Origin of the sequence: Arenicella sp. 4NH20-0111, assembly GCF_040366405.1 — a bacterium.
Lineage (GTDB): Bacteria > Pseudomonadota > Gammaproteobacteria > Arenicellales > Arenicellaceae > Arenicella.
Genome location: NZ_BAABWF010000009.1, coordinates 108,654 through 133,852, shown reverse-complemented (window position 1 = coordinate 133,852; position 25,199 = coordinate 108,654). Strand labels below are relative to the sequence as shown.

The window sequence follows — 25,199 nt, the reverse complement described above, 5'->3', positions numbered from 1 at the left end:
GCAATGCCTATATTCAATTATACATCAGCTCATATTCATCATTCACAGCCACATATTTGGCTGGGAGAGCTATTGCTTGGATGAATACAGTGCCCGTTCGCTAAGAAAGCCCTCCCAGTCTTGCTGCGAGGGCTTTTTTTATGAATAAAAATTGAGTGATGAATCATGGAATATAAAGTTGATGCCCAGGCCAGAGGCGTTAGGATAATTGCTGGCGACGAAACAAAGCAAAGAAGAGAGTTGCTAAACCAGCTTATTGGTATTGCTGAGCAATATGAGTTTTCTGAGATAATTCTTCCCAGTATTGAACCAGCAGTGGTCTATACCGAAAAGGCCGGCCCTGAAGTCTTGGGGCAAATGTATGCCTTTCCAGATAAAAAAGGCCGTGAATTATGTTTAAGGCCAGAAGGGACCGCAACTATACAACTACTTGCGGATAAGCACTTCAAAAACCAAAAGGACGTCAAACTTTGGTACTTTGAGCGTTGTTGGAGATATGAGAGGCCTTCGTTAGGCAGGTACAGAGAGTTTTTCCAATTCGGGCTAGAAGTTCTTAATCCAGGGGATAAAGGTAGATCAACTAGTGAGCTTATTGATATTGCTCAAGCAATTATTGCCACTAGATCTTCAAAATATGAAATTAATCGATCGGTAAAACGAGGTCTTGCTTATTACACTGAAGACGGTTTTGAGATTTCGGTGCCCAGCTTAGGTGCCCAGAAACAGGTTTTAGGTGGTGGAGCTTACAAGCAGGGAGTTGGGTTCGCCCTTGGATTTGATAGGCTTATGTTAAGTTAATCTAATCAAGTCGCCAGAGCTTGGTCGATAAAGATCTAGCAAGCTCTGGTGTACCTCTATGATTAAGTTTCCCATCTTATTGATTTTTCTGCATTTGAGATAGAAAATCGTATTTCAGCGATAGAGCTTCAAGAATTGGCACTACTCCTCGAGTACTTGTATTACACCCGCCTTGTTCAGTCCATAGAAACGGATAAAAGGTAATACATTGACCGCTTGAAATTTTGCTTATATCTTCTTTCCAACTTTCCCATCTTATTCCTTCGTAGAAACTATCTAAGTCTCCAGTAAACAACCAACCGAAAAAATCAGAGAACTTCAATTCTAGGTCTTCCCACTCCATTGAATCTGGTGCCCAGTAATAGATAGAGTTCATCTCGCCGGGAAACGCACCCCCATTTATTGCGTAAAACCCGCCAGCGGCGTCATCGGCGACTAGGTAGAGCCCGTTTCCATTGCTATCGCTATTCCAGCTGGATACATCGCGTGGGAACCTCATATTTCCAGACCCCAATACCCTGATCCAACCATGATCGATTAATACGCCACCGGTATGGTAGATAAGGCTGCCTAAAATAGAATGAGTCGTAACCTGTACGTCCAATAATAGTTGGGCACAATTATCCGACGGAGGTAGTACCTCAACGTGGTTTTTAGACGCAGCTACCCAGCTGTTCATTAAATTGATAAATGGATCTTCCTTATCAACTAATTCTTCCAATGACTTCATATTTGATATTACCAACAGCTAATCTAGTCTTGATATTCGAGGAATTTTCTTTTGCCAACTCCGCCCCAAAACAGTCTTGGCCAATTCACTATATACAACTCGTGCTTTTGAGCGAATGAATCAATATTTTCGGCAATTCCTTCAATACTAGAGCTATCAGTTTCACTCAAATTTAGGTTGATCAAATTACCAGCGTTATCAACTTGGCCCCAAAGCAACCAACCAGACGTTGTTTTGTAAGCAAAGCCGTTGACGATTGTCGCTGCAGTGTTATTGAATGCGACGCCACCGTATTCTTTTTCAAATGAGAATGACTCTCTCAATGGATCTAGGCTGATCTTCGTTTCCGAAAGTGGTTCTATGATGGCTTTTCGAACATGCAGCTGGTTAAACCCAGAACTCTCTCGATGTTGTTGGTAAATTTGTTCAATCGCGTTTAACTCACCATGAATCAACTCTTCTTGATTGCTGGAGATAAATTCAAACTGTCGCCAGTCATCTTCTCTAAACACCACGACATTTTCGAGCGACTCAGTATCTTCTGCACCAGCGATAGAATCACTGATTGTTGGTAGGCTGAAAAGTAACTCGTTAGGGTCAACCATGGTTGTCTCTACTTTAGTTAGGTAGAGTTTCAGTCTTCCCGTTTTACGAAAGTCGGTTTTTCCAATTGGTTGTGCATCGGCGACTCGCCAATCGTTTTCTCCTAAATTCATGGTCGTATCAATCTCGAAGGTATCCGGTAACTGATCAATTGGTACTTTAGATTGCGCGAATGGGGTAGGGCTTTCGCCCTCATAAAACTCAACTTCGATAACTTTGTGATCTTTGGCGAAACCAAACATAGATACTCCCATTATTATAATAAATACAACCGTGTTTCTAATGATCTTCCTAGAGGCTCTTGAACACTTATTCATAACTGAGAATTTCCTTATCTAGGGATGATTTAATCAGTTCCATTGTTTTAGTTAGATCTTCGACCGACTCCGAGTTTGGGGTAACGCTGTTTTCTGTATAGCCTCTAATACTACATGGAAGCCTGAGTCGTTGGTAAAGAATGTTTTTATTAAGCCTAGGCTGTCATTTAGATTCATCTTGTTTTTAAAGTCTTACTGTTTAGCAGGAGGTTTGCGGTACAAATTTAGTACACTGCCCAGTTTTCTTAAGGTGTTGTTTTTTAACGTAAGTTATTGAATCTAATTAAATTAATGGATATTTCATTAGATTTGCCAATATCTCAGTTGATACAGGTTTATTCTAACATCTACAGACTTAAAATCCGTCGGTAGCAATACCGTGCCGGTTCAAGTCCGGCCCCGGGCACCATTCTTTCTGAATTTGATGGCAATAACGTTGGATAGAGTAATAGTAGTATTTATGCGGGAATAGCTCAGTGGTAGAGCACAACCTTGCCAAGGTTGGGGTCGCGAGTTCGAATCTCGTTTCCCGCTCCAATATATTCAATTCCTTTTTCTTTTAAGGGCTTATGAGTTTTCCTTCGTATCACGTGTTGATATCACTATTAAATGTCAATAATGATCTTTAGGGAGTAGGTTTTAAACTCTTTTTAAGCGCCCTAATAAACTGGTTTTAGTCAGCGTTCTTCTTAAGAAGTTCGAGAGCGTCATCCAGTGACTCTTCTATCGGAAATATCTTTTGCAACTGAGTTAACTCAAACAGTGTTCGGACGGTGTCGTTCAGCGAACTTAATACCAAAACCCGTTGGGTGAGACTGATGCTTTTATACACGGCGACAATAGCGCCTAGCGCTGATGAGTCGACCATGTCTGTGGCGCCAAAATCTAATATAAAATCCCTGTCAGCTCTTTCCATTGATGCCTGAATTACTGACTTAAAGTCTTGCACTGTCTCAGCTAGAAAGCGCTGTGGGATTTTTACGATAACCGTATCATTGTGTTCCTCAGTATTGAAAAACATATTCTAAAGTTCCTCTTTTAATTGCATAAATATTATCAATGCATTGGATGTCGATATTAGCCAAAGGTGAGATTTCTATTTTTAGCCAATGACGATCAATACTATCAGTTTTTCATTAGTCCTCGACAATTAATAACGTTACTTGAAATAGGCGGCAGGATCAATGTAGCCAAAAGTAACGCGCGCCCAGAGGTCCAAGTACTCCGCCTCTCTTTGGTTTTCAATGGCCTTCGTCGAGCATGCTTTAGAGAGAACAAAATTGTGGTGTTGTCACGTTTATGGTTAATTGGCTTGGCCCAAGTCTTGAATGGTAAAAATGTAAAAATAAGAACAAGATAGGTTGCATGATAGGCTGAAACTTGAAATATTGTTTGAAAGATGTTTCAGTAACCAATACACGGAATTTTTAGGTTGAAGAATTGACTGACGTTAGTTTCGAGCAAGCAATTACTATTTCTAGCCAGTTATCTCAAACAGGGAGTGTGGCAGAGTCGCTAATGGAGTTCACAACAAACGCTGATGTGCCTGAAGCCGATTCACGAAAAATGCAACTTGCTGTTATAGAGTGGCTAAACAACGTGATTATTCATGGTGAAGATCCTAAATCAACAATTACCTTGAGCCTTCTTGTGTTGGGGCGAACTCTGTCTGTGACTATTGCGGACCAAAATGCAGCTTTATCTGCTGATTTTTGGGAGCAACCGCATGATTGTCCAAACCCATTGGACTTGCCTGAAGGCGGTTGGGGTATGCATATCATTCAGTCTATTGTTGACCGAATTGAATTTAAGGCCTCGGATCGCGGCAATCAACTCACACTGCATTTAGACTATTAAGCAATGCCAGAAAAACAATATAGAATGAGCAAGCAACACCAAGAGATGATATTGGCGTGGTTTTTAATCGCCGTATTTTTCATTCCTTTAATCTTAAGGGGGCTGCTTGCTTGGTTGTTTACTCGAACCGTGTTAACTACCTTGCCCTACAAAAAACACGACGGCGGCACTGTTAAATTGCATGCCTTTTCGGGCCCCGGGCCTTTTAAGCGCTTAGCGCACCTAATCGATGTTATTAATGGAGATGTGCTGTTAACTGGTGCGAGTTTAGTGCCGCTTAGTCAAAACGAAGAGCTCAAAGCATTAGACGCTGAGCAGGATAGTGCTGAAAACTGGCAGTCTGGTCTTTATTCTCCGCACACGCTTAAAATTCAAACCGGAATCGGGTTTAACTCGGAACGGGAAACGCTGGAAGAGTATTATCGAGATTGGACGCTATCGGACACACTAAGTCTTATTGCCAGATCGACCTTATCGCCAAACCTTAAAGAAAATGATAGTAATTCATCGCCTGAAACGTTTTCTCTGTTTGGGATAGAAATTAACAACGGCAAAATGTCCGACGCCGTAGACGCGGCGTTCAATGACGTCGATCATAGAGTCCAACATCATGTGGCGTTTGTTAATGCCGATTGCCTTAATAAAGCCTATATCGATTCAGACTATTTCAATTCTTTGCAGCTTATGGATCGTGTCTACCCTGACGGTATAGGGGTGCGGCTAGCTGCAAGAATGATTGGCTTGAATGTTGTCGAAAATATCAATGGTACGGATTTGTTTCCACTTATTTGTGGCAACGCGGCACAACAAGGCAAACGCATGTTTTTGCTGGGAGGGCGTGAAGGGATTGCTCAAGTGGTCGCAGATAAAATGAGCGAGAAACACCCCGACTTGATTATCGCTGGAGTCCAGCATGGTTATTTTAAGCCCGAACAGGAGGCCGAAATAATCGACCGTATAAACCGGCTAGAGGTTGATATATTGTGTGTTGCTTTTGGCGCTCCCAAACAAGAAGAGTGGATGGCGGCAAAGCGAAATCAGATTGGATCGCCGGTCACGATTGGGCTTGGAGGGTGTTTTGATTTTTATGCCGACCGTATTCCTCGAGCGCCCTTGTGGTTGCGAGAGATGGGTCTTGAATGGACTTATAGGCTCTATCAAGAACCTGGTCGAATGTGGCGGCGTTACGTGATAGGCAATCCTTTATTTTTGTATCGTATGTGGAGGTTGGGTAAGAATCGGCTCCACGCGAGACGTGTCACACAGTTCCAAACAAACCGGTTAATCAACCATCTTGAAGACTATGACCTAGATAAACGAAACAGGTCGATGTTTAGAAGGCATTTAAAGAGGTATCTCTGGCTGTTCGCGATCGACTTTTCTAAAGCACTTAAGCGTTTGATCGATGTGATTGCATCAGGCTTGGGCTTGATTGTTCTGAGTCCTGCAATTTTACTGGTGGGTATACTAATTAAAGCTGAATCTAAAGGGCCCGTTTTTTATCATCAAAACCGAGTAGGTATCTATGGCCGTGAATTTAAAATTTGGAAATTCAGGTCCATGTATCCCGACGCAGATAAGCGGCAGCAAGAAATGATGGAGTCGTCTAACGAAATGCAAGGTGGCGTGATTTTTAAGATGAAAAAAGATCCTAGAGTTACGAAGGTTGGCCATTGGATTAGGCGATTTTCAGTCGATGAACTTCCGCAACTTTGGAACGTTTTAATTGGTGATATGTCTCTCGTTGGCCCTCGCCCGGCACTCCCCTCTGAGGTCACCGAATACGATATTAATGACAGAGATAGGCTTGGTATTAAACCTGGCATAACCTGCATATGGCAGGTGTCAGGCCGTTCGGACATTCCTTTTGAACAACAAGTTAAACTTGATCGGCAGTACATTGCCTCGCAATCGGTTTGGGGTGATATTCTGATTTTGTTAAAAACAGTTCCCGCCGTGATAACCGGTAAAGGAGCGTATTAATATGATACAAACGATTTTATTTACGCAGTCTGGTAACAATCTTTTGCCGCCTCTGGATGAGAGAGCGCCAAGTAGCTTGTTGCCAATGGTTGGAAAAAATAAGTTAGTCTTTTGGGTTGAGCATTGTTATCGCGCAGGACTTAGAGAGTTAATCATAGTAAGCCCAGAGTGGCAATTGATTAAAACGAGCATGGGTGACGGCACCCAGTACGGTGTAGCCATCCGGTATTGCGAGCGTGTTCAGGAAGCCGATGCCGGACGTGTTGGTTGGTGTATTAATGCTGATTTATTGGTTGATTTTGATAGCAGCGAAATGAATAACGTTGCTGAAGACGGCCTTCAAATTCATGTTGATAATGAATTGGTGGCCTTGGTTTGTTCTCTTCCCTTAGGCGAGGTCGATTTCCAATCGCTGATAACGCAGTCAACCATAGCTCGTAAACAGTCTCTCGATGGAAAAGTCCTTCCCATGATCACCGTTCAAGATTTTCACGCTAATGTGATTAATATTTTAGACCGAGAGTATGATTCGCTGCTTCCTGCGGGGTTGGTCGACGAAACCTCTCCAAAACTCTTTTTGAATGGTGCCGTCAAATGGAATAAAAACAGTTTGAAGGCGGGTAGTTTTTACTGCGGCGCGGGAACACAAATTGATAAGTCCGTGAACATCACCAGCACAACGGCCATTGAAAAAGATTGTTTTATTGATAAAGAAGCACGTATTTCCAACACCGTCGTATTAACCGGCTCTTACGTCGGAAAAATGACTGAAGTCGAAAACAGCATTGTTTGGGGGCGTTTGCTGATAAGAGTTGATACAGACACGGTGATTAAGATGCCTGATGATCAGATTTTAGCCGATCAGACGCGACGCGAACAAAAACAAAATGGGATTAGAAACCGACTGAGTAAGTGGTTTAAACCGACATAGACTAGTCTGCATAGGGAAAGTAATAATGAAGGTCTTAGTGGTTGATGATCAAGATGAGAATCGCATAATAACGAGCAAAATTCTAACTACCTTGGGGCACGATGTGCTCGTGGCCGAAAATGGTGTGATCGCCTGGCAGACTATAAATTGCACAAGAGTTGATATCGTTATTTGTGATTGGCTGATGCCTGAAATGAATGGTATCGAGTTGGTCAAAAAGATTCGCGCTGGAGACTTCAAACACTATATCTATTTGATCATGCTAACAAGTCTTGGCATGCAAGAAGACCGCATTGAAGCGATCGCCGCGGGTGCTGATGATTTTATTACCAAGACATCGAACCCCAATGAACTAAAAGTTAAGTTACATCCCGCGGAACGAATACTAAATTTGAAGCGCGATCTTGATGAACAAAATGCGTTCTTATTTGAAAGTCGGAAGCAGCTCCAAGATGATTTGAACCGGGCTCGTACTTTACAGACTGGCTTGCTCCCAGCCCCTATTGAAGACGGCCCTACTCAAGTAGAATGGTTGTTCCATCCAGCCACGTTTGTGGGTGGCGATGTGTTTAATTACTATTATATTGGGTCTGGCTTATTCCTGTTTTATTTGGTTGATATTTCAGGTCACGGTGTCCCATCTGCATTGTTGTCTATGAGTGTACAAACACAACTGCAGGCGTTTGATCGATTGGTTATAGAGCTTATTGGCGAAGGAAAGGTATGCAGTGTCCCTGAGAAAGTCTGCGCTCAGCTCAATAGGCAAATGTTGAATATGTCTGATTCGCACGATCATTATGCCACGCTTATCTATGGGGTAATTGATACTAAAGAACGGCAAGTTCATGTGACGTCGGCTGGTCATCCATACCCATTGCACTATCATAAAGAAGAAAGCCAGATGGAGACTCTGCCATGCAATGGGTTTCCGATTGGATTGCTGGAGTCCGCAACGTATGAAACCTATTCGTTTAGCTACAAAGCAGGAGATAAGCTGTTCTTCTACTCAGATGGCATTAATGAAATGGTGTTGTCGGGTCAGAAAACGTCGCTGACCACGCCCGCACTGGCCAAAAAGTTAAGATCCATCTGCGATAACGCTCCCAAAAAAATAATACATGATATAGAGAACAAATGGTTTGAGAGTTCTGACATGTTAGCCCCGCCCGATGACCTTTCGCTGGTCATCATGCAGTTGAGGTAGTTTCAAAATGAACTTGGAGTTTGAAATACACGGTGGCGTTACCGTGATTCGCCATTTAGATGCTCGAATGGACGCCAAATTGGCGTATGAATTTGCTGAACAAGTAAAGCAACATATTAATGCGGGTAACAAATCATTAGTACTAGATATGGGCGAAGTTATGTCTGTTGATAGCTCTAGCTTGGGCGCCATTGTTGGTGTGTCCAAGGCTGTGGCCCCAGATGGAATATTAGTGTTGGTGTCCGTGTCTGCAATCGTTAAGGATTTGTTTGAGATAACGCGGATTGATCAAGTCATTAGAATTGCAGAGACTGAACAAGAAGCGATCGAATTAGTAAAGCAGGGAGGTAAAGATTCTTGCATAGATGACCTTGAAGTTAACTAAAACGATATCGCCTGAGAGGGTGCTAACGGCTCACGTGCTTTATGAAGTCGAGTTGGGTGAAGTTTTGAGAAATCGGATGTCACCCCAAATTATCGCGAGCTAGCTACCGAGTGCCTTCTTCCAAATAAGATCGACCGAACTAAAGGGTATAGGATGAGTGAATCAACATTAATAGAGTTAGATCAATTCGAACAGCTGAAAGAACTCATGGGTGATGAGTTCGATATGCTAGTTGAAATTTATCAAAAAAATTCTCAAAAGTTATTATCAGACATGCAAGATGCGTTTGTGTCTTCTGACGCCAAGCTAGGCAGAATATCGGCTCATTCACTTAAGTCATCGTCTGCTTCATTTGGGCTATTGTCGTTATGTGAGCAGGCTAAGAAGATTGAGGAAGCATGGTACGAGGGGGTAACGCCAAGCGATGAGGACATGGATCTGATTGAACAGATGCTCAAAGGCTCCCTCAACGCCATTAATTTAGCGATGATCGATAAGGATTAGGCCGCTGCTGTGGATGTTCATCTTCATCCAAGTTAAGACCGAAGAGTTGGCGCGCAGACGAGTTCTAATGTATTCGTTCATCGTCTTCAATGTTTACAATTCAGAACAATTTGTAATTCGCAGAATGGAGTAAAATCCACTACACTCCGACTATATCGGAGCTTGGGGCTGACAGTGGATAATCGAACTACATTAAAAGTGCTTTCACTTTTATTATTACTAGCGTACTTGGTGGGATTTGCCTGGCTGGGCAGTAAGACCCTACGTGCGTTTAGCGCTGAATCTGAGTTTGTCGGTGTGGTTAAAAACTTACCGAGCCGATTTCATGAGCCGATGAACTTCTATGAAATTGAAAACTTGATACAAACCATAGAAGAGTTGTCGGCGGGCCCGAGTTCGGCTCAAGGGTTACTCAACATACCCCGCCTCGACGATTATATCGAGGGCGATTTGTTTGATGTCAACGCTTTGGTCGCGCTGCTAAAGGACAGTCGTTTACGGTTGGCGCAGTCGCAGTTGGTCGAGTTATCTGTTCGAGTCACTGAAGTACACAATAAAAACCTGACTAAGCTTATCCTCTACTTTTTTATAGGTCTGGTTGGTTGTTACGCAATAGCATCCGTCGTTGCTCACTGTTACGGTAGAGTTAAGTTCATTGAACACACAGTGGGTGGTAAGTCAGTCGGGCCTGAGGAGGTAGAAGCTTCTTCGCCTTTAGCGGTTGCGATTGATAATACGAGTCACATTGAATCAGTAAAGTCTGGGCATGGTTATGTGTTGGAGTTGAAAGGTGATGACCGTTTAAGTGTCACCGACCCGAATTATCCATTAATAGAAGCGTCAATTTGTGAAATGGTCAGTAACTCAATTGTGCATGGCGGTAGAGCCTCTGCCGTGCGAGAGGCAGCGGGAAAGCCAGCCACACTAAAGGTTTTTGTTGGAGTGGCACGCGAAGGCAGTGATTGGGTAGTTACAATTGCCGATGACGGAGAGGGTATAGATGAAATGGAGACGGTGCAGCACGCTGTTTCTAAGCAGCTAGTATCGGATACGACCATAAAAGGGCTCGATACAGGCCACGGCGTTAAGCTGATATTGTTAGAGGGTTTCTCTGATGTAAGGCCGAATAAGGGCGGCCCCTTAAAAAGCAATAGCTTGGCAAGTATTCGTGAGTCTGTCCAGGCCGTCGGGGGCTCGGTTTCGCTCAGGAATAGGCCCACGGTGTTTTGTGAATTTAAGCTTAAAATACCAGCACAGACGATGAAAAAGACCGCTTGATGGCAGTCTTTTTCAAATAACCGTTAGGATTGGTAAAAAACGCTTATATAACCTAGCATTTACCTCGCTTTACCCTATAATCGCGCTTTGATTTTGAGTGTCCGCATGACTCCTTGTGAGGCGGCAATAAACTTGGCAAAGCTATGAATTTACGTAATATCGCGATTATCGCCCACGTAGACCACGGTAAAACAACCTTGGTTGATAAACTACTTCAGCAATCCGGTACCTTTGATGAGCGTGCTGAAATTGTCGAGCGCGTTATGGACAGTAACGATATTGAGAAAGAACGCGGCATTACCATTTTGGCTAAGCCGACCGCTCTAACATGGAAAGACTACCGCATCAATATCGTTGATACACCGGGTCACGCAGACTTTGGTGGAGAAGTAGAGCGAATCATGTCGATGGTCGATTCCGTCATCCTATTGGTTGATGCAGTGGATGGGCCAATGCCACAAACTCGCTTTGTAACTCAAAAGGCGTTTGAACACGATCTAAAGCCGATAGTCGTGATCAATAAAATTGACCGAGAAGGTTCTCGTCCTGACTGGGTGTTAGATCAGACGTTTGATTTGTTTGACATGTTAGGTGCTACGGACGAACAGCTTGATTTTCCTGTTATTTACGCTTCGGCGATTAATGGCTTTGCTACGGAAGATGCAGATGAAATAACGGACAATATGGATGCGTTATTTCAGACCATTGTTGACCGTGTGCCACCACCGCCAGTAGACGAAGATAAGCCATTCCAGATGCAGGTTTCTCAATTGGATTATTCCAGCTACTTAGGCGTTATAGGCATTGGTCGAATCAAGCAGGGCACCATCAACTCAAATGGTCAAGTGTCTATCATTGACGCCGATGGGAAGGTTAAAAATGGACGCATTGGCAAGATATTTGGCTTTAAAGGCATTGAGCGTGTTGAAGTTGAAACGGCGAAAGCTGGAGATATCGTTGCGGTAACCGGAATTGATGAGCTCTTTATCTCAGATACCATTTGCGATCGTGATGCGGTTGAAGCGCTACCGGCGCTAACCGTTGATGAACCCACTGTAACGATGACGTTCCAAGTGAATACATCGCCTTATGCGGGACAAGAAGGTAAATATCTTACATCACGTCAAATTCGAGACAGACTGCAAAAAGAGCTACTTCACAATGTGGCACTTAGAGTTGAAGATACCGATGATCCTGAAAAGTTTAAAGTGTCTGGACGAGGCGAGCTTCATTTGTCTGTATTGATTGAAAATATGCGTCGAGAAGGTTTTGAGCTCGCAGTTTCGCGGCCCGAAGTTATCTACAAAGACGTTGATGGGGTTATTCATGAACCCTACGAAACTCTGACTGTTGATATTGATGAAGATCATCAGGGTACTGCCATGCAGGCGCTTCAAGAGCGTGGTGGTGACTTGACTAATATGGCTCCAGATGGGAAAGGGCGGGTTCGCTTGGACTTTGTGATTCCATCACGTGGGTTGATCGGTTTTCAAACTGAGTTTATGACCATGACGTCTGGCTCAGGGTTGATTTATCATAACTTTGACAAGTATGACGAGAAGAAAAACAAGTCATTTGGCCAACGTAAAAATGGTGTGTTGATCTCAAACGGTACCGGAAAGGCTCTAGGCTTTGCGATCTTCAATTTACAAGAGCGTGGCAAGATGATGATCGAGCCTACTCAAATGGTATATGAAGGCCAAGTCGTTGGTATTCACTCTCGTGATAATGATTTGACGGTTAATCCTCTGAAGGGTAAGCAGTTAACGAATGTTCGAGCTTCGGGTAAAGATGATGCGATTCAGCTGGTGCCACCAGTTAAGCACACGTTGGAGTCTGCTCTCGAATTCATTGATGATGATGAGTTGGTTGAAATCACGCCCGAAAGCATTCGCATACGCAAACGCTTTCTATTAGAGCATGAACGTAAACGAGCAAGCCGCGAGCCCAAATAGAGGTCTCTTGGCATCAGTGATGACCGTTCTTGCGTGATAAATAATTCTCAGCGAGAATGGTCCCTCAGTATCATTGAATGTTGCGCAGGGTGATAATGGTTATCTATGACTTACATTGTGAGAATAGCCACGAGTTTGAAGGGTGGTTTAAAAACGCAGACGAACTGAAGAGTCAGCAGTCGTCGGGAATGCTAACGTGCCCCGTTTGTAATACGTCTGAGATCAGCAAAAAGGTAACGGCGTCCAAAATTGGCAGAAAAAGTAACGTTCCATCTGCCAACGCTACCGCCCCACAAGCGGTGGCGTCAGGAGCCCCTGCGGGTTCTGGTGAGCGGTCTTATGAACAACTGCAATCAATGTTAGGTCAAGTCCATAAGTATATTGATGGTAATTTCACGGACGTTGGCAATAAATTTGCTGATGAGGCGTTGAAGATACATCGCGGTGAGAAGGACGCCGCAAATATTCGCGGCACCGCAAGCAAGTCTGAGCTTAAGGAGTTGGTACAGGAGGGTGTTTCTGCATTACCGATACCGCCAAAACCGGTTGATAAGGGGAAGCTTAATTAGTTGAATTTCTGGATTGGAGAATCTTTTAAGGGTTTTTCCATTCCCCGATCTTTACATTCTTTAAGTAATAAATTCTTTATAGCTACATATTCTACTGTCTTCGTACGGGCTTGGTTTTGTGTCACGGATCGGTTGCCATGTAAAACAAGACGTCACGCAACAGCAAGGTCTGTGTGAGGCCTTGAAATGAGCTGCACTAGACACACAGTTTACGTAGATGTCGACGCCTCTGAACGAGACTTAACCACCCGCTTAATGCGATATCAGAAGCCTTGGCGAATCAAGCCTACTACTATTCCTTCTATGGCAAAGGTTTGCGTTTGCAAGTCGACCTCTATGGGATCATAGTCGTCATTTTCAGCAATTAAGGAAACCGTCGCGCCTTGACGGTGATAGCGTTTCACGGTGACATCGTCTCCGATTCTGGCAACGACAATTTCATTCTCAGTGGCTCTGTCTGCTTTTTTTATAGCCAGTAGATCACGTTCAAAAATGCCGATATTGATCATGCTGTCTCCGCGCACCTTTAAAAGAAAGTCCGCTTTGTCCGCAAACAGGCTTTGGTCTACGCTGATGTATTGTTGGACGTGTTCTTGCGCGAAAATGGGGGCACCGGCTGCGACGTCACCAATCACGGCAACATCGGTAATATTTGCTTTGTTTCGGTCAATTTGTATCATGCCCGGAATTTCAGAGCTGTGCGTCATGCTTGCACGAGCTAGATCGGTGATTAATATGCCTCTGGATGTGCCTGATCTAAGCTCGATATGCCCCTTTTTATCCAGGGCTTTGAGGTGGTCTTCGGCAGCATTGGGCGAGCGAAAACCGAAATGCTCTGCTATTTCCACTCGTGTTGGTGGCGCGCCATTGGCTGCCATACTTTCGAGTATATAGTCGAAAATTTCTTGTTGACGCTTAGTAAGCGGCTTTAACTCCAATGTATTCATAGTCGAGCTCATAGATTGATATCTATTGAGAGTATCAATTTACTGTTAAAAAAACCAGTATTATTTGATTTAGTTAACTTAACTATCCTTAGCTAAGCTGCTTGAATGAATATCTTGGCCTAGGTAAGGCCTATACCCGCGATGTGCCCCCTTGCTCATAACAGCGCAAGAGGGTGGGCGAGACTTAAGTTCTGTTACGGTATGTTATACGTCCTTTCGTTAAATCGTAGGGAGTTAACTCAACCGTCACTCTGTCACCACGTAATATACGAATGTAGTTTTTTCTCATTTTTCCTGAGATGTGTGCATGCACTACATGCCCATTTTCTAGCTCTACTTTGAACTCAGTATTTGGAAGTGCATCTATTACGGTGCCTTCCATTTCTATCTGGTCTTCTTTTGCCACGTTTTTTCTGTATCTATTTGAATTTTAACATTATTGAGAGACTGCTCGACATGATTAAACACGAGCGTCCTAAAATCGGGGCTATGATGCCCCATGTGGCTCTATAAATAAAGACTAGGTGGGGTATTTCAAGGTCTAATTAAGTTGAAGGGCGTCGCAAATACCTTTGCTAGCCGTCCTGTGTCTATAAATCGAGCTCTTGCCAAGTTTTATCTATATACCCTTGTAACGGTTTGAATTTCCGTTTGTAGTCCATTTTCGTAGACTGCTCGATCCAGTAACCGAGATAGACGAAGGGTATTTCATGCATTTTAGCCAGCTTTATCGTGTACAAGATGGCGTACGTACCGAGGCTGCGTGAGCTATGGTCGGGGTCGAAAAAGGTGTATACCGCCGAAAGGCCTCCTTCAAACTGATCTAGAACGGCAATGCCGATCAATTGTTGATCAATGCGCATGCATAAAAATTTAGACGCAGCGTAATCTGATTCGATAAACCCGATGTATTTTTGCGGATCATCATCGCACATACTGCTTTCCGCGTGTCTGTGCTTCTGGTACTTAAGGTATAGGTCGAAGTGTTGTTGCTCGAACCGCACGTCTTCTAATGTGACTGTGATGTCTGTGTTTTTACGCCACACTCGTCTTTGACCCTTTGAGGCTGAAAATTTTGCCGCCGGAATCCGCACGGATATACACGCTTTGCAGGTGGGGCATTTGGGGGCATAGAGCATATTGCCACTGCGTCTAAATCCCGATCGAGATAGCATTGAGAATAGAGCTGGTTCGATGTCATGGTCTGGATCGACCAAGATAGACGCACTTTTGCGATCATCCAAATATGGGCATTCATCAACGACGGTTTCAAAAAGTCGAATTGGATTATGCGATGAGCTCATGGTTTCTTTATATCACTGTTAGGTGAAAGAATCATTGTGAGGTCCTGAGGTTGTCTTGGAAAACTTTCAGCAAAGTTACGATTTGGCTTATTCATATCTATATCGACCAAGGTGGCAGTAAAATTATTGCGAGATATTTCCCTCGCGCCTAAGCTGAGTAGGTGTTCGGAGGCCACCTGACAGTCGATAAGTGTATAATTTAGGTTTGCCATGTGTTGGCATAAATAAGCAAGAGCGGTTTTAGATGCATCCGTTTTTCGGCTAAACATACTTTCCCCAAAAAACGCCCGGCCCAAGCAAACGCCGTAGAGTCCACCGACCAGATCACCGTCGGACCAGACTTCCACTGAGTGTGCATAGCCTCGCAAAAAGAGCTCACTATAAGCGCGATGCATGTCGGCGGTAATCCAGGTTGATTCCTTATTAAGCTCGTCTCTTTCTAACCCGCGTAATGCACATCCTTCGATCACTTCTTCGAATGACGTGTTGCAACTGACCGTGAATTTGTTTTTTATACTTTTCCTTAGGCTACGAGAAACTTTAAGTTCGTTGGGGTAGAGAACTAACCTAGGGTCTGGTGACCACCAAAGTATTGGTTGCCCTTCGTTAAACCAAGGGAATACTCCTTGTGTATAGGCGCTTACTAATGTGTCGACAGACAGATCTCCACCCATGGCCAGTAAGCCATCTTCATCGGCACAAGCGAGATCCGGAAATGGTTGAAAATTGATCAATTCCTTTAAGGTACTCATTATCTAACACTCGGATTTGAATGGGCTGTGGTGTTCAAGAGAGCGTTTATATTCTTCAATGTGAGACTCTTCAGATTCCACAAAACTGGCGATAGCATCACTGAACTCTGGGTGCGCGATCCAATGCGATGAATACGTTGAGCAAGGCTCAAGGCCTCTGGCAAGTTTGTGTTCGCCTTGAGCTCCGGCTTCAAATTTTCGATACTTGTTTTTGATACACCACTCTATGGCCTGGTAATAGCACGTTTCAAAATGAACGCTATGAAAGTTATTAAGAGCTCCCCAGTAACGTCCGTAGAGAGTATGATCACTTTTAAAGTACAATCCTCCAGCAATGGTCGTACCCTCAAACTCTGCAAAAAGGAAAAGTGTTTGGTGGCTAAAGTCGCTCACTAAATGCTGAAAAAAATCTCTATTTAGGTAACTTTTTGCGCCATAGTAACTGATGGTTCGAGAATAAAACCCGTACATAGTCTGTGCAGTCTGAGCGGTGAGTAATGGTCCTTCTAGCCAGCGATAGGTTATTCCTGTTTCGGCTACTCTTCGCCGTTCTCGCTTAATGTTCTTTCTCTTTTTAGAGCTCATTCTTGATAGAAAGTCATCGAAATCTTGGTAGTTGTCATTGCGCCAGTGGAACTGCGTACTATGCCGTTTTAACAATCCGAGCGATTTAAACTGTTCAGCCTGCCTTGATGTGTTAAAGAGTGAATGGAAGCTCGATAGCCCTTGCTCTTCTGACATTTCTTGGATTTTCGTAATGAACAATTCAAAGGCTCTATCGTCCGAAAGGCCGTGCTGTTGAGCTGCGTCTGAAATCAAAATACGCTGCCCAGTGGCCGGCGTGAACGGCACAGCGTTCGATAGCTTCGGGTAGTATTCTATGCCATGTCGGTGATACGCGTTGACCCAAGCCCAATCAAAAATATACTCCCCGTATGAGTGGTCCTTAATGTAGCAGGGCATTGCGGCCAACAGAGTTTCGCCTTCGAACAGTGCAAGGTGCTGTGGGTGCCAGCCGTTTTCGGCTACAACGCACTGGGTTTTCTCCAACCCATTTAAAAATTCATGTTGTAGGAATGGGTTACCGTCTGTGTTAAGGCAATTCCACTGTTTTGGGGCTATGTCGGCTAGCCGTTGAAGGACAACAATATGCATAGGAGCGTTAAACTTATATACTTTCTGTATCTTGAGTGGTTTATCAGATGGTCTACTTTCATCTAACTATCTAAGCCACAGTAACGCTCTTTTGAGCACGTAAAGACAGAAGATAACTCATGAGTAGTGAAATTAATATTGGCTTAGCGCAAATCAATGTAACGGTTGGTGCAATTGAAAATAACGTTGACCAAATTATAGAGTACGCGCATCGAGCAAAGCGTGAACTTGGCTGTAATTTGGTCGTGTGCTCCGAAATGGTGCTCACCGGATATCCCCCTGAGGACTTACTAATGCGTCCGGGCTTTCATGCCAGGATTGAACAACAATTAGCACGCTTATGTAAAGAAGTTTCTGACGTTGACCTGATTGTTGGCTACCCAAAAATCGAGCAGGGTGAAATGTATAATGTGGGGGCACTAATCGTTGATGGCAATGTGGTGCAAGAGTACCGGAAGATGAAATTGCCAAACTACGCTGTATTCGACGAAAAACGGTATTTTACAGCGGGTGATGCCGTGTGCGTCTTTGATTACCGGGGTGTCCGTTTAGGGTTGACCGTTTGTGAAGATATTTGGCATGAAGGGCCGGTAGAATTAGCCGTCCAAGCCGGTGCAGAGGTTGTTGTGAATATCAACGGTTCTCCATACCACAGTGACAAAATATCAGAGAGAAGAGAGGTGGTTTGCGCACGAGCGGCAAAGGTGAATGTGCCGGTGATTTATGTGAACCAAGTCGGCGGACAAGATGAATTGGTATTCGATGGTGCGTCATTTGCGTGCGATCAGAATGGGATTGTTGTGCATCAAATGGCAAGCTTTGAAGAGTCGTTGAGTTTGGTGACCGTAACTAAAGCCGTGTCTGGAGTTACCATCACAGGCAGTCAAGACGTCTCTGAATTGGCGCCTTTAGAGAGTATTTATCAAGCTTTGGTATTGGGCGTGCGAGACTATGTCCATAAAAATGGCTTTTCTGGCGTGGTCATCGGTTTGTCTGGAGGCATTGATTCTGCGCTGACGGCTACCATTGCTGCGGATGCCTTGGGCCCAGAAAACGTTGATGTCATCATGATGCCTTTTCGCTATACCTCAGACATTTCAAAGGAAGATGCTTATCTTGAGGCAAAGGCTCTGGGTATTAAGTATCACGTTATATCGATTGAACCTATGTATGAGGCCTTTGTTAATCAATTGGCGCCCGTTTTTGAGGGGTATGAAGAGGACGTTACCGAAGAAAATATCCAAGCAAGGTGTCGAGGGCTGACCCTCATGGCTTACTCAAATAAAACTGGTCGAATGGTATTAACGACTGGGAATAAAAGTGAAATGTCAGTTGGTTATGCGACACTCTATGGGGATATGGTCGGTGGCTATAATGCGATTAAAGATGTGCCTAAGGTGTTGGTGTATGAGTTGGCAAGATACAGAAATACTATCTCGCAAGTCATTCCTGAGCGCGTCATTACCCGAGAACCGTCAGCTGAATTGCGACCAGATCAAATAGATTCAGACAGTTTGCCAGACTATGAGATTCTTGATCCTATTCTGGAGCTTTATGTAGAACAAGATATGCCTCCCGCCGAGATCGTCGAGCAAGGCTATCCTGCCGAAGCGGTTAGTAAGGTGATTCGCTTAGTTGATCGCAATGAATACAAGCGCCGTCAGTCGGCACCGGGCGTGCGAATCACTAAAAAGGCGTTTGGTCGTGACCGTCGCTATCCGATTACATCAGGGTACAGGCCGAAAATAGATTGGTGATTGCCTAATACCAGAATCTTGGAACTAAAAAAGCCGACGCTATCGAGTCGGCTTTTTTGGGTGCATCAATTGATCTGGAGGCTAGTCTTTGGCAAAGGGGTTTAGGCGACCAAAAAAGCCCTTTTTCTTTGTATACACTTCCTTTTTATTGTCAGGAAAATTTGCCAATAAAACGTTATGAGTGCTTTCGGCTAAGTCGTTTAAGCCCATTTCTACGTACGACTTTTCCATTAAGATTAAAGCGCCTTCAACCGCCGGAGAAGTTTCGAAGCGATAAACTATGTGCTTGCATCTGTTTACCGCTGCCACGTAGGTCTGATTATCGAAATAAAACTGTGCAACCGCTAATTCACGTTCGGCTAAAGCATTTCGAATGTAAACCATGCGTTGTCGAGCGTCTGCTGCGTATTTGCTGTTTGGGTAGCGTTTCAACAACTCGTCGAAAGCGTCCATAGAGTCTTTATACGGCTTTGGGTCTCTTACTGAGCCTGAGCTGCCTTTTATGAATTTATCGACTCTTCCGGTCTTTTTCTCAAAACTGGCCACGCCTTTCATATAATAAGCGTAATCTACGTTTTTATGCGTAGGGTAAAGAGATATGAAATTGTCAGCAGCGGCCACCGCTTTTTCTATTTGCTCCGTTTTATCGAAGGCAAAGATCATATCCAGCTTTGCTTGCTCAGTGTATTCGCCAAAAGGGAAGGCGGCTTCAAGAGCTCGATAGTAATCAATAGCAAAGCTATAATTCCCAGCATCAAGAGCGCGTTTTGCTTTGTCGTACAGTTCTTGCACTTGCTGTTGGGCCAAGCTTTGATCAATCCCGCCTGACTTTCGTTTAGGTGAGCAGCCGCTTAGGATGGCCGTTGCTAAGATTAGAACGAAAGCGCGCTTTATTCCACGAACCGTGGAGTGGCTGACTTTGGTATTTATATGCCCCGAAAAACTGAACGAGGAAAGTGCGGTTAAAAAGCTCATGACGTTATCGTTATGGGTTATCATCAATTGCGCGTAAGCATAGCGCGAATCCGGCCTACATTGAAGCATTTAGAGCTTTCAAAAGATTAACAGTCTTAAAGGTTTCGTGTTCAGAATAGGCTGTTATCATTCGCCACAACAGCGAGCTCGAATAAAAGGCTCTAGACGTCACTATTGCGTTAATCGTAACTGAATATACAAAATCATGAGTTTCTCAAAACACAGCTACATCGTACCTGAACATATGGTCGGTAAAAGAGTGGATAAGGCATTATCCGAACTTTGCGAAGGGCATTCTCGCAGTACGATTCAAGGTTGGATCAAGAAGGGCTTGGTCATGCTTGATGACGAATCACCTAAACAGAAAGATAAGGTGTTTGGCGGTGAGAGCCTAGAAGTAAACGTGCCTGAAATTCGTCAGGGTGAATGGGAAGCTCAGGATTTGCCAATTGACATTGAATACGAAGATGATGACATGTTGGTGGTGCATAAGCCGGCGGGTCTTGTGGTTCATCCTGGCGCAGGCAATCCAGACTTAACTCTGTTGAACGCCTTATTGTTTCATTTTCCTGAAAGCCGGCAGCTAGCACGAGCGGGCATTGTGCATCGGTTGGATAAAGACACATCGGGTTTAATGGTTGTGGCGAAGACAGAAACAGCCAGATTAGGCCTTACATCTCAGCTTGTTGATCACAGTCTTCACCGAGAATACTTAGCGCTCACTAACGGGCGAGTTATTTCTGGTAGTACGGTTGATGAGCCGATTGCGAGAGATAAGCACGACCGTCGGAAAATGGGGATTAATATGATGGGTAAAGAGGCTGTCACTCATTACCGTGTTGATTCTAGGTTTCGACATCAGACTTTGTTACGGGTTCAGCTTGAGACCGGAAGAACCCACCAGATTAGGGTTCATATGAATCACATCGGATTCTCGTTAGTCGGCGATCCTGTGTATGGGCGTCGGTTGGCTATTCCGAGCGATTGCCATCCAGAGTTGGAAATGCAGTTGCGACGTTTTAAGCGACAAGCTTTGCATGCTACTAGGATAGAGTACATTCATCCTATCAGTGGTGAACATCAGTCTTGGGAGCGTGCTTTGCCCGAAGACATGCAAGCGTTAGTTGATGCTTGCGAATTGGATAATCATTAGGTTGTCTGGGTAATAGAGTTTGGTTTGACGGTTCTACGAAAGATGGAATTTATCACCCCCAAATGGCCGGTTCCTAATACGGTCAAAGCAATAAGCACCACTCGAGCATTTGGGGAAAGTGTGGGCGCTTACTCATCTCTTAATCTCGGGAGTCATGTTGGGGACAGTGCTGACACAGTACAACGCAATCGCGCCTCACTAAGAACAATACTCGAACTGCCTAATGAGCCATTGTGGTTAGATCAAACTCACGGCAATCATGTGATTGATCATGCCAGAAATGCGGATATTAGCGGCACCGATGGGGTTTACACTAACCAAGGGGGAGCTGTGTGCGCGATAATGACAGCGGATTGTTTGCCACTCTTGTTCGCCAATGAAACCGGCGATGAAGTCGCTGCTGTGCACGCTGGGTGGCGTGGATTGTGCAATGGCGTAATCGAAAACGCGATCAGACGGTTTCGATGTGCTCCAGAACAGGTTTCAGCGTGGGCAGGACCGTGTATTGGCTCAGACGCATTTGAAATTGGTCAGGAGGTGAAAACTCAAATAGGAGGCCCTGAAGAAGCGTACAGAGAAGCCAACGACGCAGGAAAGTACTTTGCGAACCTTGCTTTACTTGCTCAAGCTCGATTAGAGCAAGTTGGGGTCCACCGTTTTTTCAATTCAAATGAATGCACATTTTCCGACCCGAAACGTTTCTTTTCCTATCGACGTGATGGTGAAACTGGGCGCATGGCATCGCTTATTTGGATGGAGTCAGGTAAGGAGTAACGATGAGCTCTGGCGAACAACAGGGAATTCAGTTTCCGCAATTGCTTGCATTATCTCTGGGGTTGTTGCTGATTAGTATTTTTCTGACCTATGGCCATTCCTATTCTTGGACCGGTGTTGGGATAATAGGTTGGTGGTCTGTTCCCGTTGGAATAGCTTTGGCTCTACTGGTCTTTATAGGACCGGTTTACCTTCTTTCACATCGTTTGCTGAGGATCAATGCTTTTTATCGATTGACCGATGAATTGCATGGAATGTGTCATCACTTTACTTGGCCGCAGATAATAGTGCTGTCAGTTTTGGCCGGTCTCAGTGAAGAATTACTGTTTCGCGGTGCCTTGCAAAGTTGGCTGACAGAATCTATCGGGATTTACACGGCCATAGTCATCTCGTCATTAGTGTTTGCGTTGCTGCATGCGATGAGCTGGTACTATTTTGCGTTCGCATTCTTGATGAGTGTGTTTTTAGGATTGACGTTTTTTATTACGCAAAGCATGGTTCTGGTGGTCGTTGTGCACGCCGTTTACGATATTATTGCACTAGGCGTTATAGCAAAAAGCCCTCAAATACTGGGAGTGTCAAACAAAGTGAGACAGGGAATGAGGTTTTAAGATGCACTCAAGAAATGGACTGACGGTTTGGTAGATGAGTTGGGCGTTTACTGTTGTTTTGCTTCGTAACATTGCCCTTAAATAATTGTTTCGTACGAGTTCGCTCTGATCGTCGGCAGGAAACACAAGAACTAAGTGTCTTTACCAACGGTCATGTTCCATCTTTCGTTTGATAGAGCGTTTGATAGAGCCAGTATTCAGGGCTCTATCGTTCCTTAAAATTGAGTGCTCTAAGCAGAATTATCGGAACCTTGGTTTATTCAATTTGCCTAGAATTGCACCGTTATGGTGCATTCATTTTTGTGGGTTGAGTTCTGGCTTTTAAAGAGAACTTGACAAGTTTGACATCGATCAAGCTTACGGCATCTGTTTTTATAAAGATTATTTAAGTCGCTCGATTCGCTGATCCCGAGCAAGGTGTTGTTACCGACGTCGTTCAGGCAAATGAAAGAGATGATCTCAAAGGGTCTTAGGTTTTTAGCAACCATTGAACGATAAAGAGAATAATTTTTATTTTCAATTACTTAAATGTTACTTCATTATGTATTTACAGTTGCGCTCGAGCGATGTTCTGTATTGTTGATACTTTTTTGCTATCGATTCAAAATTACAGTGAATCGTTGTTGGTAAATGATGGTAAACGCTCTCGTTTGTAACTCAGGTGACAGGCTAAACGGACTTAGTTCTATATTTTGAATCGGGGGGGAACAGCTAAGAACCAAACGTCGTTAAATTGTTTCTTAAGTTTTCAAATGTTCACTTTTGGTGCGGTATTTTTTCTGGGCTTTCGCTTACACTAAGTCCAGTTGAAGGAGCTTGCTCTGAAGATGTAATGAACAACAAATTTTAATTTTAAAAGGGGTATTTATCGTGGCTAATAATATTGAAGCAAGTTTGAAAGGGCTAATGGAAACTGATGGTGCTGTAGGAGCATGCATCGTTGATTATACGTCTGGAATGTCACTCGGTGCTGTTGGTGGCGGCGTGGATCTTGATCTGGCGGCTGCTGGAAATTCTGAAGTGGTTAAGGCGAAAATGAAAACAATGAAGTCCCTGGGTATTACGGGCGCAATTGAAGACATATTGATTACGTTAGATGATCAATTTCACATTATTCGTCCTACAGCAAAACACGAAGGGCTATTCATTTACCTAGTGTTGGATAAAACAAAAGCAAACCTAGCTCTGGCACGCAGAAAAGTGTTGGCCATCGAAAGCGGGCTTAGTATTTAGTTATTATGTAATGAAGTTGGCGCTCGGTAGGCAAACGTCCGTTTTATATCGAGTGCTGCCTTTCATCATAAAGGGTCAGCTGAGACTGTTTGGGTTGGGTTTAGATTTATGTCGATGGTTCTTCAGGGTAGGTGTGTTGTATGACGTTAAGAACAATAGTGTACGTGAGTTCGGCGATTGAAAACGTGAGAGGGTTTAGGGTACCACTGGGTTTGTCTAAAATTTGCCAAGTGGCACGTAAAAACAACGCTGAAACCGGGATCACTGGAATATTGACGTTTTCTAAAGGGCACTTTTTGCAAATTATTGAAGGTGATAACGACGCCATTGGTCATTTGTTTGATGCCATTTGTAAGGACAAAAGGCATTGTGACGTTGTCAAGATACTAGATACAACGACCGATACTCGAAGCTTCACAGGTTGGAGTATGCGGCTTATCAGTGCCGTTGGCCGTGAGCCTAGCTTTCGTAAATTAATGAGTGCAGTTCAACCTCACCTGAATGACCTGAGCGAGGAAAAGAGACGGTTGTTTTCAATTTTCTACGATGGAATAGGGGGGGCTGCTGACGACAACGATTTCGAGGGAAAGAGTCTTAAGTTACTGGCTTGGCCTGATTTTACTCAGATAAAACAGTCACCGACGCTAATCGAGTTGTGTGCAAGGTTAACCAGTGGCACCGAGAGTTACGCTGACATTCTCAAGTCCGGAGACTTTGGCACAAAGGCTCAAATTGATCTGTTTTTGCGGCAATTTCAGCAAATGGACATCTTAGTCGTTTCTGATGAGGTTATACCTGAAGTGAGTCAAGGTGGATTTAGAGGATCGCAAACCTTTTATAACAAAATGAAGAACTTTCTGACTTTGGGGTAGAGGAATGGATTGTCATAAATTGGCCGTAATTGGCGAAGTAGGTGCTGGAAAAACGCAATTGATTTCAACTTTGAGTGAAATTAAACCGTTTGAAACCGAGGCTGAATCTTCGATCGATATCGGCAAGCAGTATACAACTGTTGGAATTGACTACGGCAGGATCATGTTGGATGAAAAAACAGCATTAGGGCTTTATGGCGTTCCAGGGCAAGACAGGTATCAGTTTCTTTGGGAGTTTGTGAAAGAATCCTTATGGGGGTTGGTCGTCTTGGTCAAATACGGAGATATTCCAGACATTGATAACTTCGACAAATTACTCACTTTTTTCTCGCCTAAACAAAATAAAACAGCGTGCTTGGTGGCAATAACACATTGCGATGACGCTCAGGAGTCTGAAGTCTCCGCTTTGACGCAAGAAGTGCAATCGATACTAAGCATTCATGGCGTAATGGCGCCTGTTATTAACGTAGACGCGCGAGACAAACACTCCGCGACCACAATTTTGCACACATTAAACGCGATCAATCGTTTCAATTGAAGAAATCGCAAGAT

Annotated in this window: 26 protein-coding genes and 1 tRNA gene; 18 read left to right on the top strand and 9 right to left on the bottom strand. The window is 44.0% G+C overall.

Annotation, left to right across the window (positions count from 1 at the left end; translation table 11 throughout):
- The first annotated feature begins 165 nt into the window (after positions 1-165).
- On the top strand, positions 166-798 hold the full coding sequence (locus tag ABWW54_RS16850; RefSeq protein ID WP_353413943.1) for an ATP phosphoribosyltransferase regulatory subunit: 633 nt from the start codon (positions 166-168) through the stop codon (positions 796-798).
- Between the two features lie 76 nt (positions 799-874).
- Here ABWW54_RS16850 and ABWW54_RS16845 read toward each other — a convergent pair whose 3' ends face one another.
- Both ABWW54_RS16845 and ABWW54_RS16840 read right to left on the bottom strand, forming a co-directional pair.
- Complete coding sequence (locus tag ABWW54_RS16845; protein WP_353413942.1) at positions 875-1,528, bottom strand: DUF2625 family protein; 654 nt, start codon at positions 1,526-1,528, stop codon at positions 875-877.
- 23 nt (positions 1,529-1,551) lie between these two features.
- Positions 1,552-2,373: a hypothetical protein gene (locus ABWW54_RS16840; protein WP_353413940.1), complete on the bottom strand. Its 822-nt coding sequence runs from the start codon at positions 2,371-2,373 to the stop codon at positions 1,552-1,554.
- 537 nt (positions 2,374-2,910) lie between these two features.
- Here ABWW54_RS16840 and ABWW54_RS16835 point away from each other — a divergent pair.
- A tRNA-Gly gene (locus ABWW54_RS16835) sits at positions 2,911-2,985 on the top strand.
- Between the two features lie 136 nt (positions 2,986-3,121).
- Here the strand turns inward: ABWW54_RS16835 and ABWW54_RS16830 are convergent.
- On the bottom strand, positions 3,122-3,469 hold the full coding sequence (locus ABWW54_RS16830) for an STAS domain-containing protein (protein ID WP_353413939.1): 348 nt from the start codon (positions 3,467-3,469) through the stop codon (positions 3,122-3,124).
- Positions 3,470-3,888: 419 nt separating this feature from the next.
- On the opposite strand from ABWW54_RS16830, the gene ABWW54_RS16825 reads away from it, so the two are divergent.
- From ABWW54_RS16825 to ABWW54_RS16785, 9 genes are all read left to right on the top strand, one after another.
- Positions 3,889-4,305 carry an ATP-binding protein gene (locus ABWW54_RS16825; RefSeq protein ID WP_353413938.1) on the top strand — a complete coding sequence of 139 codons (417 nt, stop codon included), beginning with the start codon at positions 3,889-3,891 and terminating at the stop codon, positions 4,303-4,305.
- A 24-nt stretch (positions 4,306-4,329) separates the two neighbouring features.
- The gene (locus tag ABWW54_RS16820; RefSeq protein WP_353413936.1) at positions 4,330-6,288 is read left to right on the top strand and encodes a WecB/TagA/CpsF family glycosyltransferase; all 1,959 of its coding nucleotides are present in this window, start codon (positions 4,330-4,332) and stop codon (positions 6,286-6,288) included.
- A 1-nt stretch (position 6,289) separates the two neighbouring features.
- Complete coding sequence (locus tag ABWW54_RS16815; RefSeq protein WP_353413935.1) at positions 6,290-7,219, top strand: glycosyltransferase family protein; 930 nt, start codon at positions 6,290-6,292, stop codon at positions 7,217-7,219.
- 25 nt (positions 7,220-7,244) lie between these two features.
- Entirely contained in the window at positions 7,245-8,423 is a 1,179-nt protein-coding gene (locus ABWW54_RS16810; protein ID WP_353413934.1) for a SpoIIE family protein phosphatase, read from the top strand.
- A gap of 7 nt (positions 8,424-8,430) precedes the next feature.
- Positions 8,431-8,808, top strand: a complete 378-nt coding sequence (locus ABWW54_RS16805; RefSeq protein WP_353413932.1) for an STAS domain-containing protein — start codon at positions 8,431-8,433, stop codon at positions 8,806-8,808.
- A 153-nt stretch (positions 8,809-8,961) separates the two neighbouring features.
- Positions 8,962-9,312 carry an Hpt domain-containing protein gene (locus ABWW54_RS16800; protein ID WP_353413930.1) on the top strand — a complete coding sequence of 117 codons (351 nt, stop codon included), beginning with the start codon at positions 8,962-8,964 and terminating at the stop codon, positions 9,310-9,312.
- A 174-nt stretch (positions 9,313-9,486) separates the two neighbouring features.
- Positions 9,487-10,590 (top strand): ATP-binding protein, encoded by a 1,104-nt coding sequence (locus ABWW54_RS16795; protein ID WP_353413928.1) that lies wholly within the window; start codon positions 9,487-9,489, stop codon positions 10,588-10,590.
- A 143-nt stretch (positions 10,591-10,733) separates the two neighbouring features.
- Positions 10,734-12,545 carry a translational GTPase TypA gene (gene typA, locus ABWW54_RS16790; protein WP_353413927.1) on the top strand — a complete coding sequence of 604 codons (1,812 nt, stop codon included), beginning with the start codon at positions 10,734-10,736 and terminating at the stop codon, positions 12,543-12,545.
- A gap of 95 nt (positions 12,546-12,640) precedes the next feature.
- Positions 12,641-13,114: a DUF1178 family protein gene (locus ABWW54_RS16785; protein WP_353413926.1), complete on the top strand. Its 474-nt coding sequence runs from the start codon at positions 12,641-12,643 to the stop codon at positions 13,112-13,114.
- Positions 13,115-13,377: 263 nt separating this feature from the next.
- Here the strand turns inward: ABWW54_RS16785 and lexA are convergent, their stop codons facing one another.
- From lexA to ABWW54_RS16760, 5 genes are all read right to left on the bottom strand, one after another.
- Positions 13,378-14,061, bottom strand: a complete 684-nt coding sequence (gene lexA, locus ABWW54_RS16780; protein WP_353413924.1) for a transcriptional repressor LexA — start codon at positions 14,059-14,061, stop codon at positions 13,378-13,380.
- A 184-nt stretch (positions 14,062-14,245) separates the two neighbouring features.
- Positions 14,246-14,467 carry a translation initiation factor IF-1 gene (gene infA, locus ABWW54_RS16775; protein ID WP_113955741.1) on the bottom strand — a complete coding sequence of 74 codons (222 nt, stop codon included), beginning with the start codon at positions 14,465-14,467 and terminating at the stop codon, positions 14,246-14,248.
- Between the two features lie 184 nt (positions 14,468-14,651).
- Positions 14,652-15,365 (bottom strand): arginyltransferase, encoded by a 714-nt coding sequence (locus ABWW54_RS16770; RefSeq protein WP_353413923.1) that lies wholly within the window; start codon positions 15,363-15,365, stop codon positions 14,652-14,654.
- The gene (gene aat / locus ABWW54_RS16765; RefSeq protein ID WP_353413922.1) at positions 15,362-16,117 is read right to left on the bottom strand and encodes a leucyl/phenylalanyl-tRNA--protein transferase; all 756 of its coding nucleotides are present in this window, start codon (positions 16,115-16,117) and stop codon (positions 15,362-15,364) included. The genes ABWW54_RS16770 and aat overlap by 4 nt, the downstream gene beginning before the upstream one ends.
- A 3-nt stretch (positions 16,118-16,120) precedes the next feature.
- Entirely contained in the window at positions 16,121-17,272 is a 1,152-nt protein-coding gene (locus tag ABWW54_RS16760) for a GNAT family N-acetyltransferase (protein WP_353413921.1), read from the bottom strand.
- A gap of 119 nt (positions 17,273-17,391) precedes the next feature.
- On the opposite strand from ABWW54_RS16760, the gene ABWW54_RS16755 reads away from it, so the two are divergent.
- On the top strand, positions 17,392-19,029 hold the full coding sequence (locus ABWW54_RS16755) for an NAD+ synthase (protein WP_353413920.1): 1,638 nt from the start codon (positions 17,392-17,394) through the stop codon (positions 19,027-19,029).
- Positions 19,030-19,110: 81 nt separating this feature from the next.
- On the opposite strand, the gene ABWW54_RS16750 is transcribed toward ABWW54_RS16755, so the two are convergent.
- Positions 19,111-20,028, bottom strand: coding sequence for an outer membrane protein assembly factor BamD (locus ABWW54_RS16750; protein WP_353413919.1), 918 nt, complete (start codon positions 20,026-20,028; stop codon positions 19,111-19,113).
- Positions 20,029-20,209: 181 nt separating this feature from the next.
- Between ABWW54_RS16750 and rluD the strand changes: the two genes are divergently transcribed.
- The 6 genes from rluD to ABWW54_RS16720 all read left to right on the top strand — a co-directional run bounded on the left by rluD (position 20,210) and on the right by ABWW54_RS16720 (position 25,185).
- A complete protein-coding gene (gene rluD, locus ABWW54_RS16745; RefSeq protein ID WP_353413917.1) occupies positions 20,210-21,157 on the top strand; it encodes a 23S rRNA pseudouridine(1911/1915/1917) synthase RluD in 948 nt (315 codons plus the stop codon).
- Positions 21,158-21,199: 42 nt separating this feature from the next.
- On the top strand, positions 21,200-21,931 hold the full coding sequence (gene pgeF, locus ABWW54_RS16740) for a peptidoglycan editing factor PgeF (protein WP_353413962.1): 732 nt from the start codon (positions 21,200-21,202) through the stop codon (positions 21,929-21,931).
- A gap of 2 nt (positions 21,932-21,933) precedes the next feature.
- Positions 21,934-22,542 (top strand): CPBP family intramembrane glutamic endopeptidase, encoded by a 609-nt coding sequence (locus ABWW54_RS16735; RefSeq protein WP_353413916.1) that lies wholly within the window; start codon positions 21,934-21,936, stop codon positions 22,540-22,542.
- Between the two features lie 906 nt (positions 22,543-23,448).
- The gene (locus ABWW54_RS16730) at positions 23,449-23,775 is read left to right on the top strand and encodes a hypothetical protein (RefSeq protein WP_353413961.1); all 327 of its coding nucleotides are present in this window, start codon (positions 23,449-23,451) and stop codon (positions 23,773-23,775) included.
- Between the two features lie 140 nt (positions 23,776-23,915).
- A complete protein-coding gene (locus tag ABWW54_RS16725) occupies positions 23,916-24,647 on the top strand; it encodes a BLUF domain-containing protein (RefSeq protein ID WP_353413914.1) in 732 nt (243 codons plus the stop codon).
- Positions 24,648-24,651: 4 nt separating this feature from the next.
- Positions 24,652-25,185, top strand: a complete 534-nt coding sequence (locus ABWW54_RS16720; protein WP_353413913.1) for a GTP-binding protein — start codon at positions 24,652-24,654, stop codon at positions 25,183-25,185.
- The last annotated feature ends 14 nt before the right edge of the window (positions 25,186-25,199 follow it).

Excerpts from the sequence above, each read along its gene's own strand:
- ABWW54_RS16830 (WP_353413939.1), bottom strand. The coding sequence starts at position 3,469 with ATGTTTTTCAATACTGAGGAACACAATGATACGGTTATCGTAAAAATC.
- ABWW54_RS16755 (WP_353413920.1), top strand. The coding sequence starts at position 17,392 with ATGAGTAGTGAAATTAATATTGGCTTAGCGCAAATCAATGTAACGGTT.
- ABWW54_RS16810 (WP_353413934.1), top strand. The coding sequence starts at position 7,245 with ATGAAGGTCTTAGTGGTTGATGATCAAGATGAGAATCGCATAATAACG.
- ABWW54_RS16840 (WP_353413940.1), bottom strand. The coding sequence starts at position 2,373 with ATGTTTGGTTTCGCCAAAGATCACAAAGTTATCGAAGTTGAGTTTTAT.
- ABWW54_RS16845 (WP_353413942.1), bottom strand. The coding sequence starts at position 1,528 with ATGAAGTCATTGGAAGAATTAGTTGATAAGGAAGATCCATTTATCAAT.
- ABWW54_RS16735 (WP_353413916.1), top strand. The coding sequence starts at position 21,934 with ATGAGCTCTGGCGAACAACAGGGAATTCAGTTTCCGCAATTGCTTGCA.
- ABWW54_RS16730 (WP_353413961.1), top strand. The coding sequence starts at position 23,449 with ATGGAAACTGATGGTGCTGTAGGAGCATGCATCGTTGATTATACGTCT.
- aat (WP_353413922.1), bottom strand. The coding sequence starts at position 16,117 with ATGAGTACCTTAAAGGAATTGATCAATTTTCAACCATTTCCGGATCTC.
- ABWW54_RS16800 (WP_353413930.1), top strand. The coding sequence starts at position 8,962 with ATGAGTGAATCAACATTAATAGAGTTAGATCAATTCGAACAGCTGAAA.
- ABWW54_RS16720 (WP_353413913.1), top strand. The coding sequence starts at position 24,652 with ATGGATTGTCATAAATTGGCCGTAATTGGCGAAGTAGGTGCTGGAAAA.
- ABWW54_RS16760 (WP_353413921.1), bottom strand. The coding sequence starts at position 17,272 with ATGCATATTGTTGTCCTTCAACGGCTAGCCGACATAGCCCCAAAACAG.
- typA (WP_353413927.1), top strand. The coding sequence starts at position 10,734 with ATGAATTTACGTAATATCGCGATTATCGCCCACGTAGACCACGGTAAA.
- ABWW54_RS16820 (WP_353413936.1), top strand. The coding sequence starts at position 4,330 with ATGAGCAAGCAACACCAAGAGATGATATTGGCGTGGTTTTTAATCGCC.
- ABWW54_RS16815 (WP_353413935.1), top strand. The coding sequence starts at position 6,290 with ATGATACAAACGATTTTATTTACGCAGTCTGGTAACAATCTTTTGCCG.
- ABWW54_RS16850 (WP_353413943.1), top strand. The coding sequence starts at position 166 with ATGGAATATAAAGTTGATGCCCAGGCCAGAGGCGTTAGGATAATTGCT.
- lexA (WP_353413924.1), bottom strand. The coding sequence starts at position 14,061 with ATGAATACATTGGAGTTAAAGCCGCTTACTAAGCGTCAACAAGAAATT.
- ABWW54_RS16750 (WP_353413919.1), bottom strand. The coding sequence starts at position 20,028 with ATGATAACCCATAACGATAACGTCATGAGCTTTTTAACCGCACTTTCC.
- ABWW54_RS16725 (WP_353413914.1), top strand. The coding sequence starts at position 23,916 with ATGACGTTAAGAACAATAGTGTACGTGAGTTCGGCGATTGAAAACGTG.
- rluD (WP_353413917.1), top strand. The coding sequence starts at position 20,210 with ATGAGTTTCTCAAAACACAGCTACATCGTACCTGAACATATGGTCGGT.
- ABWW54_RS16785 (WP_353413926.1), top strand. The coding sequence starts at position 12,641 with ATGGTTATCTATGACTTACATTGTGAGAATAGCCACGAGTTTGAAGGG.
- pgeF (WP_353413962.1), top strand. The coding sequence starts at position 21,200 with ATGGAATTTATCACCCCCAAATGGCCGGTTCCTAATACGGTCAAAGCA.
- ABWW54_RS16770 (WP_353413923.1), bottom strand. The coding sequence starts at position 15,365 with ATGAGCTCATCGCATAATCCAATTCGACTTTTTGAAACCGTCGTTGAT.
- ABWW54_RS16805 (WP_353413932.1), top strand. The coding sequence starts at position 8,431 with ATGAACTTGGAGTTTGAAATACACGGTGGCGTTACCGTGATTCGCCAT.